Source organism: Hominenteromicrobium sp. (genome assembly GCF_046974225.1).
GTDB lineage: Bacteria > Bacillota > Clostridia > Oscillospirales > Acutalibacteraceae > Hominenteromicrobium > Hominenteromicrobium mulieris.
Map to the genome: position 1 here is coordinate 42,239 of NZ_JBKWAE010000002.1, position 16,186 is coordinate 58,424.

General features: G+C 55.8%; 11 protein-coding genes. All 11 read right to left on the reverse strand.

Translation table 11 applies throughout. The features are described from left to right. Positions 1-924, reverse strand: a complete 924-nt coding sequence (locus ACLTX1_RS01840; protein WP_015535517.1) for a hypothetical protein — start codon at positions 922-924, stop codon at positions 1-3. A gap of 6 nt (positions 925-930) precedes the next feature. Further along, positions 931-1,743: a PcfB family protein gene (locus ACLTX1_RS01845; RefSeq protein WP_015535518.1), complete on the reverse strand. Its 813-nt coding sequence runs from the start codon at positions 1,741-1,743 to the stop codon at positions 931-933. Between the two features lie 6 nt (positions 1,744-1,749). Continuing rightward, positions 1,750-3,186: a relaxase/mobilization nuclease domain-containing protein gene (locus ACLTX1_RS01850; protein WP_395506985.1), complete on the reverse strand. Its 1,437-nt coding sequence runs from the start codon at positions 3,184-3,186 to the stop codon at positions 1,750-1,752. A 1-nt stretch (position 3,187) separates the two neighbouring features. Then, positions 3,188-3,619: a plasmid mobilization protein gene (locus ACLTX1_RS01855; RefSeq protein WP_015535519.1), complete on the reverse strand. Its 432-nt coding sequence runs from the start codon at positions 3,617-3,619 to the stop codon at positions 3,188-3,190. After that, positions 3,616-3,729: a DUF3789 domain-containing protein gene (locus tag ACLTX1_RS01860; RefSeq protein WP_015535520.1), complete on the reverse strand. Its 114-nt coding sequence runs from the start codon at positions 3,727-3,729 to the stop codon at positions 3,616-3,618. The genes ACLTX1_RS01855 and ACLTX1_RS01860 overlap by 4 nt, the downstream gene beginning before the upstream one ends. A 141-nt stretch (positions 3,730-3,870) precedes the next feature. Further along, positions 3,871-4,062, reverse strand: coding sequence for a DpnD/PcfM family protein (locus ACLTX1_RS01865; RefSeq protein ID WP_015535521.1), 192 nt, complete (start codon positions 4,060-4,062; stop codon positions 3,871-3,873). Between the two features lie 79 nt (positions 4,063-4,141). Next, positions 4,142-5,536 (reverse strand): helix-turn-helix domain-containing protein, encoded by a 1,395-nt coding sequence (locus tag ACLTX1_RS01870; RefSeq protein WP_015535522.1) that lies wholly within the window; start codon positions 5,534-5,536, stop codon positions 4,142-4,144. 84 nt (positions 5,537-5,620) lie between these two features. Continuing rightward, a complete protein-coding gene (locus tag ACLTX1_RS01875) occupies positions 5,621-6,592 on the reverse strand; it encodes a DUF3991 and TOPRIM domain-containing protein (RefSeq protein WP_015535523.1) in 972 nt (323 codons plus the stop codon). A 335-nt stretch (positions 6,593-6,927) separates the two neighbouring features. Next, positions 6,928-7,260 (reverse strand): DUF6664 family protein, encoded by a 333-nt coding sequence (locus ACLTX1_RS01880; RefSeq protein ID WP_015535524.1) that lies wholly within the window; start codon positions 7,258-7,260, stop codon positions 6,928-6,930. A gap of 83 nt (positions 7,261-7,343) precedes the next feature. Further along, positions 7,344-7,679: a DUF3848 domain-containing protein gene (locus ACLTX1_RS01885; RefSeq protein ID WP_015535525.1), complete on the reverse strand. Its 336-nt coding sequence runs from the start codon at positions 7,677-7,679 to the stop codon at positions 7,344-7,346. 11 nt (positions 7,680-7,690) lie between these two features. Next, positions 7,691-16,186, reverse strand: a complete 8,496-nt coding sequence (locus ACLTX1_RS01890; protein WP_412330442.1) for an LPD11 domain-containing protein — start codon at positions 16,184-16,186, stop codon at positions 7,691-7,693.

Genomic DNA, 16,186 nt, shown 5'->3' on the forward strand with positions numbered 1-16,186 from the left:
TTACCGTTCCTGTTCCTTCTGCTTGCTGTCGCGGGTGAGGCCCATAGCCCTGGCCATACGGCCATTGAGGGATTTGAACGTATCCCGCATATCGGTGAGGGCAGCAGGAATATCCTCCCTGGGGACCTGCCCCTGAAACACGCCGTCCAGTTTGGAAATCTCATACTCTTTGGCGTCCACGCCATACCGCTTGCAGAGCATATAGCTGACAGCATAGGCTTTGTAGCCATCTGTCTCTCTGGAATAGCCGTCCATGCTTTGGGCAAGCTGCACGTTGGCAACCTCCAGAGAAACACAGCGGAAGATGTCCGGCGCGTCCATGCCCTTTTTCACCAGGATGGCGTTCTGCTCTGCAGAAAACATGGCCCCACGGCCCTGTGGCAGTTCCTCCACGGCCCGGATGGGCACCGGGGAACTGGCAATCAGGCCCTTTAAGAGCAGACGGTCATCGTAGCGCACCTGGGGCTGAACCTGATCCCGCGCCGTAGTCTGGGAAATATCATAGACTTCCTTGGCGTAAAAGTTCTGGCCCACGCTGCCATCCTCACGCCGGTATGCCTTGCCCGGCTCCAGAATGATGATGGGCAAACGCTTCTCATCCTCCAAAATCTCGATCCCCTGGGCGTGCCACTCCTTGTAGCCGCCTACACGCACCGCGTCGGGGCATTTATCCCCAATCAGAAGTGCATTGCGAGCAGAGTGGAAGGGAAAACGGCTCTGCACATCCAGATATGCCTCCATACTGCCCGTACCCTCGGAGAACTCTCCAAAAATCCGGTCCAAGGTGGCATAGGCTTCTTTTCGCTGTTTTTCCTCCCGGATCTGCCACCACTGGCGCTTGGGGCGCTCTTTCTGGCTTTCCTGCTTTTGCGGCGCGGCCTCCGCCTGGGGCTGCTGTTCAAACAGATCGTCAAAATTATTCATCACAGATTACCTCTCTTTCGATTTGGGCTTCTTTTTGGGTTTGGGCGGCTGGTGCCGGGTTGTTTTCTGAGCCGCCTTCTTCTGGGGTGCAGCCGGCTCCTCGGCCCTGGCAGCCTCCGCCTCCTTCTTCCGCTGGGCCTGGATGTCCCGCAGCTCCTGCCGGACGGAAGGCTTCTCGGCTCCATCAGAAGTACCCCTTGCGGACTTGCTGCTGCTCTCGGAGATAGGCTCGGACGGAGGGGATTTTTCCGCCGCTGGGGCAAAAGGGGCGTTCTTCTCCGCTGCCGGATTTTCCGGCTGGGCTTTTTCTTTCTGGGTGGGCTTTTCCATCAGCTCATCCAAAAGCTGGTCGTCCACACTCTTTTCCGGCATGGCCTGCTCCGGCGCGGCGGGTTCGCTGCCGCGCTGTTCGCGGGATTTCTCAATATCCTCCTTGATCGAAGCCGTATCCACAACGGTGAGCTTGAACTTCTCCACGATCCGGTTGGCTCTGGCAGCGTCATCCTCGAACACCAGAATGTCGATGGTGTCGTCGCCTTTCTTCACCGGGATGGGCGCATAAAGAATCCCGTACCCCTTGGCTTGCTTGGCAAACTCCGGGCAATCCTCCTTCTTGATGGTGTAAACCTTTAAGGGGCGCTTCTCCCGCAGCATGGCTTCAATGCGGGCTTTGCCCTTGGTCTTTTTCTGGTCTTTCAGAACCGTGTAAAGGGCGGCGGCCAGATTTTTAGCAGCAGAACCGGTGATTTTGAGGGCAAATTCAGCGCCCTCCAGGCTCATCCGTACCACTTGCTCCGCCGCGTCGCCTGAGTTATACATCAAAAATCATCTCCTTCCTGGGGGAGCCGCCCGGCCCTGCTCCGGCTCCTGGCGGGCTTTCTCATCCCTGCCGGAGACTTCCTCACGGGCGGCCTGTATCTTATCCTTGATGGAAGTGGAGCGCAGGGCAATATCCCCGCACAGCTTCACCTCCCGGCGCAGCTCCTTGATCTGCGCAGATAGTTTGGAGATCTCAGCCCGGATATACTCCTGCCTGGCAGGGTCGGCCAGCACTGCCTTGGTGCGAAGTTTCCGGTACAGGCTTTTCCGCTGTTCCGTCAGGCCGGCAAACTGAGATTTCACATCGGACCGATAGGCGTTAAGCTGCTCCAGGGTGTCAATGCGGTGGCGGGAAAGAAGGCAGGCTTCATCGGTAAGCTCCTGCGCCCGGATCAAATCCTCCCGCAGTGCATGAGGCACCCGCCTGGGCGGGCGGTTCTGCTTTTGGGGGAATACCCCCAGCAGATAGCAGTAGTGGAAGTAGAGGGCGCGGAACCCCGTCACCTTTTTGGCCTGTTTCAAATCCCCGTGTAGCCTGCACCGAAACGGCTCCGGCCTGTGTTCCCGCTGGGGGCGGCGCTGGGCTAAAATCCGCCTGCGGATGTTCTCCATCGAGTAGTCCTCGCCAAAGTTACGCATGAGCTTGCGTCCACGGGGGTAATTCGGCGGGCGGACCGTAATATCCTTGCCCACCTTGACGTCATAGCCCATCTGCCGCAGATGATAAAAAAACTGCCGTTCCGTCATAGACTGGCGGATGGCAGTATCCACATCGGCTTTGATGAGGGAGAGATAGGTGGGGCGGCCTTCCTGCTCGGCCCGCCATTCCCCGTAGTGCTTGGATTTTCCCCGCTGGGGGTTCTCAATGACAGAAAGCCCATACTCGCGGCACAGCCGGTCGGATTCCCGCTGCATATCGAAATAATCCTGCTCGGTACGATGGTACTTGATGCCGTCCACGAAGGAAACCGTGTTCACTACAAAATGATTGTGCAGATGATTTTCCCTGTCCAGATGGGTAGCCACCAGCACCTGGTATTTTTCACCCCACAGCTTTTTTGCCAGGGCAAGGCCGATCTCATGGGCCAGCTCCGGCGTGGCCTCGCCGGGGGCAAAGCTCTGATAGCCGTGGTAGGCCACAGTCCCGCCCTCCTTTCCGAAACGCTTTTTTACCGCTATCATCTCATCGCGGGCCGTAGAGGGGCTGCAATTCACCCCGGAAACAAACTGCCGCATGACCGTTTCGCCTTCGCTTTCCACCGTCTTGCCTGTTTTTTGCTGCTGGACGGCATACTCGATCACATCGGATAGGCCCTGGGCCTCCTTGCCATCCATATCCTGCTTTTCAAAGAAATCAGGATTTTCGGTCTTATCTGGATTCTCGATATAGATGAGAACCTTGCCCAGCCAGCCGTTCACCCGCCAGATAGACGTGGTAGCCACGTCACACCGCGCTCCGCTTGCCGCTTTTGCCGCAAGCGTCAAAAGGCTCACCGCTTCGCGGGTGCTCCTTCTCCCCACGAAGCAGGCTTCGCGGGGACCCCTTCGTGTCCATAGCGCGGGGAAGGATCACCGCTTTGGTGATGTCCCGGACGAGCTGGTCGAATTTTCGCATTTCCTCATCATAGCGGCGCTCATCAATGACGCCCAGCACATGGGCTTTCTGGGCGATCTGGTTGAGGTTGCCGCCAATCCGGTGAAGCTCCCGCATAAAGTCGTAGTAGGCGGGCGGCGGCGCGTCCTGGGGAACCAGGCCGTTCACCAGATGGCGCAGGTACGCCTCACGGGAAAGGCCGCTGCGCTTTACTTTTTTGTTGAAGGCTTCCGCCTCTTTTTTGTCCAGCCAAAACTGTACGTGTACGTTGCGTTTTCTCATTCTTCCGAATCCTCCTTTCTGCCTATGCGGTTGATTTGAAGCAGGCACATAATCAGCACGCCGACCACACCGCCCAGCAGAAATCCAATGGCGAAAAACAATCCTTCCATGAAAACCTCCATCCTTTCAAAAGGGGTATTAGGGGGCGTTCCCCCTAACAAGCGGCCTTTGTGGTATCACAAAGGCGATGCTTGCTGGTACAGCTACATTCCATTCCCCTGCGGGGAATCCGGGACAGGCGAAAAAAGAACTCATCGCTCGCCCCGGTCACGGAAATACCGCTTGGCATGGAACTCCACGCCGGTAAAATGGCTGGCGTCCAGAACGACTTCGCCGCGTTTCCATTGGTCCCTGGCAAACTGCTCGGCCTCCTCCCGGCTGTTTGCCGCCACCTTCATTTTCACCTCCAGCGTTTCCCGGATGGTAACATCATAATGGTTCATCACTCACGCTCCTCTCTAAAAATGGGCAGCAAAAAAGAGCGTCCATTTTCAGAACGCTCTCCAAAAAAGAGATTCGTTTTTACCGCGCCTTCTCCTGTTTCAGATGACGGGTGGGGATTGCCAGCAGCTTACGCACCCGGCTCTCCAAATGCTTCTCAATGGCCTGCAAATGTTCTTCCGGCAGGCCCAGGCTTTCGTGGCGCTTGAACCGGAACCCGATCATGCGGCGAAGCTGCTCTTTCTGCTTTGGCCCCATGACCTCTGCACACACTTCCTCATAGGAGATGTTGTAGGGGTTAGAACGGGTTTTTGCATACTCGTCCAGATTCGCATAATCTTCCTTACCGGCATAGCAGAACAGGGACAGCCCATTGTCAAAAATGGGGGCGGGCGCAATAATGTTGCCGCTGTGGTTATCCCGCAGGACGCCAAAGTTTCCAAAGTGGCGGTCCTCATTGTAAATCAGAGCGTCAAACACCAGCATACTGCGGATTTGCTCGGAAAACTCCGGCCCCAGCTTGTCGTAGTAGGCAAGGCAGGCGGCAATGCCCCCGGTTCGGACAATGCGCCCGATGGGGATATAGGCTGTGTCGATGTTGGTAAACAGGGCGCACTTAGAGGCGGTAATGCCTTTCCAATTCTCCAGGTCATAATGCACGGCGTTCAGACGCATGGTTTCCGCAATCTGCGAAGCATAATACTCGCAGTACGGCTCCCGGCCCGCATTGGACGCGCCGGTCGTGCCGCCCTTGTAGAGATAAATCCCATCGTGCTCCACATATCGCCACGCCTTGGGCAGCATGCCGCCTGTGGTCAGCTCCGGGGATGTGGTAAACGCCTGCCTGCTCCCGCCTGCGCCGGTATAGGCCACCAGCGCCAGTATCTCGGAAAAGCGATTTTCGTAAAGATTGTATTGGGAGAATCCCCCCTCAAATCCTTCCGGCACCACCCAATAGCTGTCGTTGAGCGACAGCCCCTTGCACACGTCGATGATTCCCTTGGTGTCGTTGTGGCTGAGGCCAAGGGTTTTCAAAATCTCGTCCACAAAGGCGCGGTTTTTGGGGATAACCCGCCGCTCCAGCCAATGAATGACGCCCTCGCCGGTGCGCTCCATATCCAAAGGCAGCAAATGGGCCTGCTCCTCGTTGGTGTATAAGATTTCAGCCACAAGGCCGGACAAGCCCTGCTTTTCCATGGAAAAGCGCATTAGCTCCGTATCATAAATGCGGAGACTGTAAACATTACTCATAGGCTCCTCCTTGTCGTTCAGTTCCAGTGAAACATCCTTTCCCAGCGCCGAGGCGATTTTTAAGATCATATCAAGCGTGGGGTTCTGTGTCCCACTTTCCAGGCGGTTAATGCCGGAACGCTGGATTCCCAGCCGCCTTGCCAGTTCTGCCTGGGAAATGCCCTGCTCCAGACGGGCCTCCACAAGCTGAGATATGATTTTCTGCCGTTTGCGCAGTTCATCCATACTCTCACCTCACTGCTTTAATGTTAACATATATGATAACAATTTGCAAGAGGGAGAATCTGTCGAAGCTGCAAAACTGGCAACTCACCGCTCCGGCTCTTTGCTGTGGCTGCCCCGAATGGGAATCCCCAGCCGGTGGCACAGAAAATCATTCACATCCTTTCCACGGGGCGGCGGTTTGTTCTCCACACGGTAGCCCTCCGGCATGACAGCCATGATTGCCTTGGCCGCCAGCCGGCCAGCCGTGTCATTGTCCAAATGGAGATAGACGGTTTTCACATGGGGGTGGTCATCCAAAAATCGGGTGAGGGCCACCGGCAGCTTGCTTTCCTCCATCTTTTTCTTCGGCTGGTACACCCCGGCCAGGGACAGCAGATTGTGCCGCCGCCAGTCAATCCCGTCCAGCTTGCAAAGCGTGGCGTAGGACATGACATCAATGGCGCACTCGCACAGATGGACCGCTGGATTTTCCACGCAGGCGGGCAGGGCAAAGGAAAAGTGCTTATCACTGCCGCTTAAATCCCCGTGGAACCGGGCTTCACTGATTCCCCGCAGGCAGCCGAACCGCGCCTTGCCATCCTTGTCAAAACCCACGAAAACCACGTTGCTGTGGCCTTTGTTCCGGCTCTCATAAATCCGCCCGGTCTGAACGCAGTAGTCCAAAATCTCCTGGTCAATACCCCGGCCTTTGAGGTAGGCCATCATTGCCCGGTTGTCTGGGGCGGCCTGGGGCAGAAGCAGGTGCTTGGGCTTTTCCTCCTTCGGCGCTGGCACAAAGGAAGGCGGCGGGATGGCAGCCCTTCCGGAGATAGTTTCCATGGCCTCCAAAAAGGAATAGCCGTTGACCTTGATGAGATAGTCCAGCGCACTGTAACCGCCAATCCCGCGGGAAAACCAGCACCATTTGCCGTTGGAAATCCGCAGGCTGTCATGGGTCTTGGTACAGTAGACGTTGCCGGACACATGGACCAGCTCCTGGGGTTCGCAGGTTTGCAGGTAGGTGAGCAGGTCCACCTGCCTTGCCCGTTCGATGGCTTCTGAATCGTAAAAAGGCATAAAAAAATACAGCCCCCTTCACATAGCCATAGATTAGCCGCCCCATGTGGGGTAGCTGACTATGTAAAAGGGGCTGTACTCTTTTCAGATATGGAAAAAGCCGACTGGATTGCTCCAATCGACTTTCTGCATATACTTTTGCGATTTATATGCAGATATGAATGGGGAATGTGCAGTTTTGGGCGGCAGCTTTAAGCCATATCCAAAAACTCCAAGAATTTCAATAGTTTTTACTCCTAATCCGTAAAAACTTGTTTTGTTCAAGACCTTTTTGGGGGTGCGAATGAATTTGGATATGTAAAAGCGGCATGGATTTTTCCATGCCGCCCAAAAAACTATTCAGTTTTGAAAGCGCCGATTTTCTTCAGATAGGCAAATCCGTCTGCATGGCCCCGGAAGTAGATGTGTTCCCGTTCCATATTATCGGCCCGCATATACAGCCGGATAAATTCTTTCAAGGCTTCATGCTCCTCAGCGGTAAAAGAAAGTTCTCCCTTGCCCTCCAGCAGAGCGCCAATCACAAGATTTTGGCGTTTCAGTTCCTCCATCTGGGCCTTCAACTCGGTATATTCCGGGCTGGCAGCCGCCAAATCCATCACGATGTCGCTGTCGATTTCAGAAAACTGCTCGGAAATGCGCTCCGGGAGCAGGCAGTAGCTATCGTCCATCTATCATCGTCCATCTATCATCACCCCTTATCACGATTTTTATTATACTATACCTGCCCCGCAGCGCAATGGCAAATGTGCAATCACCTTTCTTTCTGCGCTTTGGCTTTCTGTTTGGCTTCGGCGGCCCTGGCCTGTTCCTGGACAGTATCCCATACCGTATCCATATAAGAGGTTTCCTGGTTCTCCCACCTCTCAAAAATCTGCTTCAAGGGCTTGTCAGATTTCAGCAGCGCCCTGGCCTGACTATCCTCCAGATCGTGGTATTCAAGAGACATCAGGATGTCCTCCCGCACCGTGTACTCATAGGCATGGTTCAAAATCTCAGCCGGCGGTTGGGAGAGCAGCCAATCCCGGAACTGCTCCTGTTCCGCAAACATTTTCTCATAGAGCCTGGTATTTAATTCTTCGTTGGTCATCGTATCCTCCTTTACCGTGCCAGCTCCGCAACCCTCCGGGCAGGCACATCCTCGCCCTCGTCTGGGGTATCGTCCATCAATGTTTTGTCCTTCTCATCCATGTTGAGCAGAATATTCAGCTCTTTCAAACGGGCTGTTTTCTCCGCCAGCTCCTCCTCGCGGGCAAAAGGTGTAGCCAATTCCGTGCGGGCGTTTTCAAGCTGGGCCTTGGTTTCCTCCAGGCTGTTCTGCTCGGCCTGCAGGCTGCCTGCAAGGTTTTCCAGAGCGTTGTCCAGGCGGGTGATATTGCCGAACACATCCGCCCCCAGCGTCACCGTATGGGAAAGAGTGCCTTTGAGCGTGATCCGATACTCGTTGCTCCTGCCATCATAAGCCAGCACCATGGAAAAGCCCCGGTACTGCCCCAAAAGAACAGCGTCGGAACCTGTCATACGGGTGCAAACATCAATGATAGCCTTGCCGGCGCCCTCTTTTTCGGTGTAGTGCCTGCCATCCACCTCCATGCCGCAGAAGCCCTCCTGGGCCTTGGGGTGGGCCGCCGCCAGCGCCACATCCTGCTCATAGCCCGCGATCCGTTCCGTGAGCTGGGTGATTTCCTCCGGGTATTTCCGATACACCAGTTCCTCCAGAGCGTACACCTGGTTCAAGTGGCTGGCTTTCAGCATATTGAGCCGCGCCACCTCCATATCCAGGTTGCACTTCTCGATAATAAGTGGGTTGCCGGTGGCCAATGCCTTGATTTCCGAATAGCTGAGGGCAGTTTCATCTACATCATCCGCCACACGGACGGGGGCCTTGCTGGTCATGATCTGGGCGATGAACTTCTGCTTGTTCTCCACAAGCTGGTAGAGGTAAGCGTCAAAAGTGCCTTCCGTTACATACCGATAGATTTCCACCTCCTCATTTTCATTGCCCTGGCGGACGATACGCCCCAGCCGCTGCTGAAGGTCGGAAGGCCGCCAGGGGCAGTCCAGGTCATGCAGGGCAATGAGCTTATCCTGGACGTTAGTGCCTGCGCCCATTTTGGCCGTGGAACCCAGCAGCACCCGCACCTGCCCGGCGCGCACCTTGGAAAACAGCTCCTTCTTTTTGGCTTCGCTGTCTGCCGTGTGGATAAAGGCGATTTCTTCTTCCGGGATACCGGCGTCCATCAGTTTCTTTTTTAGGTCGTCATAAACACTGAAAGAGCCATCGGTAGTAGGTGTGGACAGGTCGCAGAATACAAGCTGGGCAGAGCGTTTTTCTTTAGTCTGTTCCCAGATGCGGAACACATTCCGGGCGCAGACAGCCACCTTGCCATTGGGGTCGTCGGCAGCGAGAGGGTTGATGAGCCGCATATCCAGCGCCAATTTCCGCCCGTCATTGGTAATGCGGAGCATATTGTCCACATGGGGGTCAACCCCACCGGCACGGATTTTCTCTGCCCGTTCCGCCAGCCCCCTTATCATCTCTTTCTGAAGCTCCGAGGGCTGGATCACTTCCGTGTGGAAGTTTGCCTTGGGAACAGGCAGACAAAGCATATCCGCTGTTTGGATGTCGGCAACCTCCTTGAAAGCAGCCATCAGCTCCGGCAGGTTATAAAACTTGGCAAACCGGGTTTTGGCTCGGTAGCCGGTGCCCTCCGGCGATAACTCGATGGCTGTAACCGTTTCTCCGAAGCTCCCCGCCCAGTCATCGAAATGGACAAGGCCCATCTCCTGCAGGAGCCTGTACTGCAAATACCTCTGGATGGTGTAAAGCTCTACCATGGAGTTGGAGATAGGGGTGCCGGTGGCAAAAATCACGCCGCGCCCGCCGGTCAACTCGTCCAGATACTGCGTTTTCATGAACAGGTCGCTGGATTTCTGGGCTTCGGTCTGGGCAATGCCGCCCACGTTTCGCATTTTTGTCGCCAAAAACAAGTTCTTAAAATAATGGCTCTCATCAATAAAGAGCCTGTCCACGCCGAGCTGCTCAAAGGTGACGGTGTCATCCTTGCGGCTCTGGTCGTTGAGCTTGGCCAGCCTTGTCTCCAGCGATTTCCGGGTACGCTCCATCTGCTTGACCGTGTAGCGTTCCGCCTTCTGTGCCTTGGCCTGCTCGATTCCTTCCAGGATTTCTTCAATCTGGCGCTCCAAAATGGCCTGCTGGCGCTCCAGGCTCATGGGGATTTTTTCAAACTGGCTGTGGCCGATGATGATGGCGTCGTAGTCCCCGGTGGCAATGCGGCTGCAAAACTTCTTGCGGTTCTGGGTTTCAAAATCTTTCTTCGTGGTAACTAAAATGTTGGCGCTGGGATAGAGCTGGAGCCATTCCGCCGCCCACTGCTCGGTGATGTGGTTTGGCACCACGATCAGCGACTTGGTGCAAAGGCCCAAACGCTTCATCTCCATGGCAGCGGCCACCATCTCGTAGGTCTTGCCCGCCCCCACCTCGTGGGCCAGCAGGGTATTCCCGCCGTAAAGGATATGGGCAATCGCGTTGATCTGATGAGGCCGTAGGGAAATTTCCGGGTTCATGCCCTCAAACCGGATGTGCCGCCCATCATACTCACGGGGGCGGACGCCGTTGAAGGTTTCGTTGTAAACACGGCACAGCAGTTCCCGGCGGTCGATGTCTTTCCAGATCCACTCGGCAAACTTCTGCTTGATGAGTTCCTGCCGGTCCTGGGCAATCGCGGTTTCTTTTTTGTTGAGGACAGGCTTTTTCTTGCCGTTCTCGTCCTCAATATAGTCAAATACCCGCACATCCCTTTGATTTAGGGTCTGCTCCAAGATGTGGTAGGCGCTCATCCGCTTGGTGCCGTAGGTGGTAATGGCTTTCACATTGCTGCGGTCGGCGTTTTTCTCCCGGATGCTCCATTGGCCGGTGGCTTCGGAGCGCAGGATTTTAATACGATCCCGCACATAGTAATTGGGGGTGAGCAGCTCCACCATGAATTGCTGGTACACCTCGATGGGCACCCAGTTCGCGCCAATGCGCACGCCAATTTCTCCAGCGCCCAAATCCTGGGGCTGAACGGCTTCCAGGGCCTCCACATTTCTGCGGGCGGTTTCCTTCTGATTGTCAGGGGCCACTTCCAGGAATGCTTTTGCCATCCGCAGCTTTTGGCGCACTTTCCCGGAAAGGTACTCATCCGCCGTGACAAGAGGATAGCGGCTCAAATCCGCCAAAGAAGGCAGGATGTCCTCCGGGTTCTCCGCACAGCGAATATCCCGGTAGATCACCCCGGCAAGCTCTTTTTCCAGTTCCTCCGGGGATTTACCCGACAGCTCTGCCATATAGTCCATATCCACACGGGCTTTTTCCGAAATGGACACCGCCAACGCTTCACTGGCTGTATCCACACTGGTGACAGCCACATGGGGCCGGATGGTGCGCCGGGTGAACATATCGGCTTTTCTTTTTAGGTTGCCCTGCTCATCCAGCACCTCCAGAGAGCACAAGAGGCAGTAGCTGGAGTCCTCCGAAAAGGCCAGCTTGTTGCCGCGACTGTTCAGCAGCCCATACTTGGCGGTGAAGCTGTCGTAAAGGGCGTTGAGCTTTTGCTGCTCGGCTGCAATATCCTCATCCGGGTAGCCTTCGGTCTGGTACTCAATAAGCCTGCGGGTACATTCCCGCAGCTCGATCATGCCACGGATACGGTTTTCCGCCGTGACGGAGACTTCCACCGGGTGCATGAGACTGTTTTCTCGGTAGTATACTTGCCCATCTGCAATCGTGTAGCTGAAATTCTTCACTGTGGGGTCGGCAGGGATGGAGCGATCTTCCTCCTCGTCCAGCTCCTCCAGCTCATAGGGCTTGATTTCCGCCTGCAAAAACTGGATGGCATTGGCAAGCTGCTCGGATAAATCTTCCCCCTCGCGGGCTTTGCAGGCGCTGTCCGGCCCGAACCGTGTGGATTCCATCACCATGTCGCCCAAAATCATCTCCGGGTGCTGCACGAAATAGCGGTTCATGCGGATTCCGTTTTCATCGGTGTCCAAATGCACCCAATCCTGGTCTAAATCGGTGATGTGGTCGCGCTTTTGCAGGAAAATGATGTCGCTGGTCACTTCCGTTCCGGCGTTCCGCTTGAAGGTGTTATCCGGCAGGCGGATGGCCCCAATGAGATCGGCGCGCTGTGCCAGGTACTTTCGGACGCTGGAGTTTTCCTTGTCCAGAGTGCCTTTGCTGGTAATGAACGCCACAATACCGCCGAGCCGCACCTTGTCCAGCGTCTTGCCGAAGAAATAGTCGTGGATCAGCCAGTGGTGCTTGTCGTACCGTTTATCCAGCACTTTGAAATCCCCAAAGGGGACGTTGCCCACGGCTACATCAAAAAAGCTGTCGGGCATTTGCACAGTTTCAAAGCCGTTTACGGAAATGTTGGCATTCTGGTAAAGCTGGCCCGCAATCCGCCCGGAAATGGAATCCAGCTCTACGCCATAGGCTTTGCTGCCCGCCAAATCTGTGGGGAGCAAGCCAAGGAAATTACCGGTGCCGCAGGATGGCTCCAAAATGTTCCCTTGGGTAAAGCCCATCTGAGCGAGGGCCTTATAGATTCCCCGGATGACCACAGGCGGCGTGTAAAAGGCGGTGAGGGAGCTGGCCCTGGCCGCTGCGTATTCCTCCGAATCCAGCAGAGATTTCAGTTCCTCATAATGGGGGCTGGTTTGTTCAAAGCAGTTTGCAAGGCCGCCCCAGCCCACATAGCGGGACAGGATTTCCTGTTCTTCGGGCGTGGCCAGCCGTTCCTCAGCTTCGATCTGCTTCAAGGTGCGGATGGCGGCAGCATTGGCCGCGTATTTCTCGCTGGGGGTGCCGTGGCCCAGGGCGTCATCGGTGATGTGGAAATCATGGCGCTGATCCCTGGGGACCTCCGGGTGCAGGGTTGTGAAAGTAATGCGCTCACGGCGGGGGTGCTTCGGCGGCAGTGGGAGTGCTTCTTCTTTTTTAGGCTGTAAATCGGCCTGCTCTGGGCTGGCTGACGGTTCCTCTGCGGCAGGGGCTTGTTTTGCCTGCTCAATGGCTCGTTCATCAGGGAAGTTCCCGTAAACCCGCAGCCATCTGTTCTCCTGAAGGTCATAGATACCCGCGCCATCATAGGCAAAGCCATCCTCGCCCTCCATAGTGCCGGCCACATATTTCTGCGCAGCTTGTTCGGCCTCCGCCAGCGTTTGGTAATCCAGCCGTTCATCAAAGCCATTTTCAAAGTGGTGGTACACCACCACTTCGTAAGGCGGCTCCATGCGCTGGGCATAGCGGTCGATGTCCTCCATGGTGAGCCATTCCGGTTTTTCCGGCAGGGCGTCATAGAGTTCCCGCATTTTGGCGATTTGCTCTCGCACGTTCCCAGCCCACAGGTGCTTTTCTGCCCGCCCGCCAGCGCCCAAGAAATAGTCGCAGTCGGCTTTCAGGCGGCTTAAAAGCATATAATCATTTTGTGGTGGTGTACTTTGCTGCAACAAGGGAAGGATGTCTTGGTACTTGGGATATTGTGCGAGGAAGTCCAGAACGCCCCCGTCACCGTCCCCAATATCCTGGCGCTCGGTGTAGGTGGTGCCATCTGGCATGACCACGGTAAATTTCACCTTGTCATACCCCAGGAACCGAGCATTTTCTGGGTCATCGGATTCGTACCACACCTGCCAAGTGCCGTATTTTTCAAGAGCAGCCTTTGCACCGGCCACCTGCTCCTCATCCGCCTGTTTCATCAGGGTGTCAAATTCACGGATACCGTAGCGTTTTCCATCTTCAAACACGGGGCTTTCGCTCCACTCGCAGAAGATGTATGGCTCTATGTCGGGAGGGTATTTTCCATTGAAATAGTCCTGGTCCACAGAGGTGAGTTGGTCAAAGTCCAGTTCGGCCAGCTCATTTTGGATGAGTTCATCCAGGCTCTCATACTGCCTGCGCTCCAAAAACTGCCCGTCCAGATAACGCTCAATGCGGTAATGGACCAAGTCGGCATTGACCTGGATGGGAATTTCCTCATCCGTAACAGTGGTGTAGGCAATGCCCACCTTTTCCAGATCACTGAAATCGGCTGGACTGCCATACTCGGCCTCGCAGAAATCGTTGATAAATTCTTTGGCAATCTCCAGTGAAGCAGGTTCCGGCTCCTCGGACAAAAACTCGCGCTCAATGAAGTCGGCAACATCCTGGCTGTTACCTTTGCCGCCATGGGCACGGTAATCCATCAAACCTTCTTCGACCAGTTCGCTGGATACCGCATATCCGGCCTCCTCCAGATAACCGGCGATTTCTTCTATCTGCGCCTGTTCCGGGGTAAGGGCCGGGGGCAGCTCCGCGATCTGCTCCATACAGAGGGTGATGTCCACCGCGATTTCTTCTTCCAGGTCCGCATGGTCCAGGAAGGATTGAAGCAGTCTGCGGATTTCCTCTCTCTGAACGGGGTCATGGAGCTGCCGGGCGATATTTTCCACCGCCTGGGCGTCATCCTCACCATAACCCATGCGGGAACCATCAAACTCTCCCACAAAACGCAGCACCTGGGCGGCCAGCTTCGGGTAGGGGTCTACCGGTTCTTCTTTTTGGGGTGGTTCCTGCGCCCTGGGCGGCACGGTGAACACCGGCGCGTCCTGGGTGGCGGAAATGGTCATTTCCGAAGTGTCAGCAATCCGCTGGATTTCCTCCCGCACTGCCTGGGGCATTTCCTCCTCGTAGAAGGTCACCGTGCGGTCTGGGGCGATGTGGGCAACCGTTTTGTAGTCACCGTGTTCCTCCTCCAGCCGGTTCCACACCGTGACGCCGTTTCCCAAATAGCCGTAGCCCAGGTCGTAGGCTTTGGCTTGCGGCATGGTGGGAACCACAGGCTCCTTGTGCTCTGCAAAGAGCGTGAAGGTTCCCTGCCGGAAGGCAGTGAGGTTTTCAAACGCCTGCTGGCGCAGGGCGTACATCCTGTCATCCTGCGGGGTGGCCTCCCAAATGGGGACCATCATCTGATAGATTTCTTCCACACGGGCCGGGTCGTCAAGCTGCGGCTCGATGAGCTTCACCGCGTCCCAATAGTCAAAGCCAAAGGGATAGGGGTGGGGCTGCTCCTGGGGTACGTTTTCAAAGAAAGTGCGGATATTCCGGGCAAGCTGGTGCTTCTCATACTGCGGCATGGCGGCGCGGTCCTCATCGGTGAGGAACCGCCCCTGGGCGATCATGGCGCTGACGCGCTTTTCCACGGCGTTCCATTTCAGCTCCACCTTGGCGTAGGGGGCGGTGATACTGCCGTGGCTGAAAGAAACGCCTTTACTGAGCTGGTAGGTCACATCGTCATTCCCACTGGAATGGCCGCTGTACTCGCCGTGGTAGTGCTTTAAGAAATTCTCCCGTTCCTTGCGCTCTGTGTGGTTGCGATAGAAAGAATACACGGCCAGCCGGTAATCGGTGCTGCGTTTTCCACCCCGGAGAAGGTTGTCGATCTCGTCCCCGGAGATGAAAAAACGCCGCTGGGGGGCGTACCCTTCGGCGGCGGTAAAGTGCAGCGGTTCCCGCTGCAGGTCGGAAAGCTGCGCCAGCAATTTTTGCGGACGGTGGAAATGGAATCGCAGCAGTTCCCGGTTCTCTCTGTATGCCTGGACAAACTGCTCCAGCTCATCCCGCAGGTTCTGCAGCCCCTCCGGATGGCCTAACAAATCGCTTATGGCGGCGCTTTCCTCTGGAAACCCATGATTTTTGCCGTAAATGGCATTCACCGTGGGAAGATAGCCCGCGTCGGCGGTGCCTTCTGCAAAATCCTGCCGGAGATACCATAGCTGCGCGGCCCGTTGCTGGCGTTCATACCCGTCCACCCGGTCCAGCTCGCTCTGGGGCATATACCGGCCCAAGTCCAGCAGTTCCCGGATACGGGCCGCCGCCTGTTCCCAGGGGATGAGGGTGGCGCTGGAACGCTGGGCGCTTTCGCCCTGGGCAATGCGGATTCCCTCGGCGTTGTACCAGATGGCATACTGTCGGCCATCCAGATAAAAGCCAGCGCCGTTCTCTCCATAGTGCTCTGCCAGGAACCTAGCATTGTCCGGCTTATCCTTTTTGAAATAGGCGCAGATGATGAGGCGGCTGTTCTGGTCGTTAGCACCAATGCACAGCGCCTCGTCGATTACCTGCTGAGGCAGAGCCGGGTGAGGGAAAATGGATGGTTGGGCCGTACCCTCGGCCTGGGCTGGCTGCTGAAACGCCGCAAAATCAAAAAGGGACATCTGCTGGCTCTCCTGGGTAAGGAGCTGCGGGATGTCCGTCTGAATGAAATATTCTTTTTTGTCAATGAGCTGGGCAGTCCACTGGGCCACAATATCCCAGGAAAAAACGGATTCCTTGGTGCGGGATGGGTAAGAGCCTTCCCACATGAGCAGGCCATTCTCCTGGGGCTTATATCCCAGGCGCTGCCCGTCAGCGATGATCTCAGTGTACCGGTCCTGATAAGCGGATTTCAGGTAGTCGGCCCGTTCCTGAACGTCGCTGTGAACCGAAAAGAAAAGCTCGATCTGATTTTTCTTATATTTCAGGTCATCATCTTTGTTGGCGATGATGGCCAT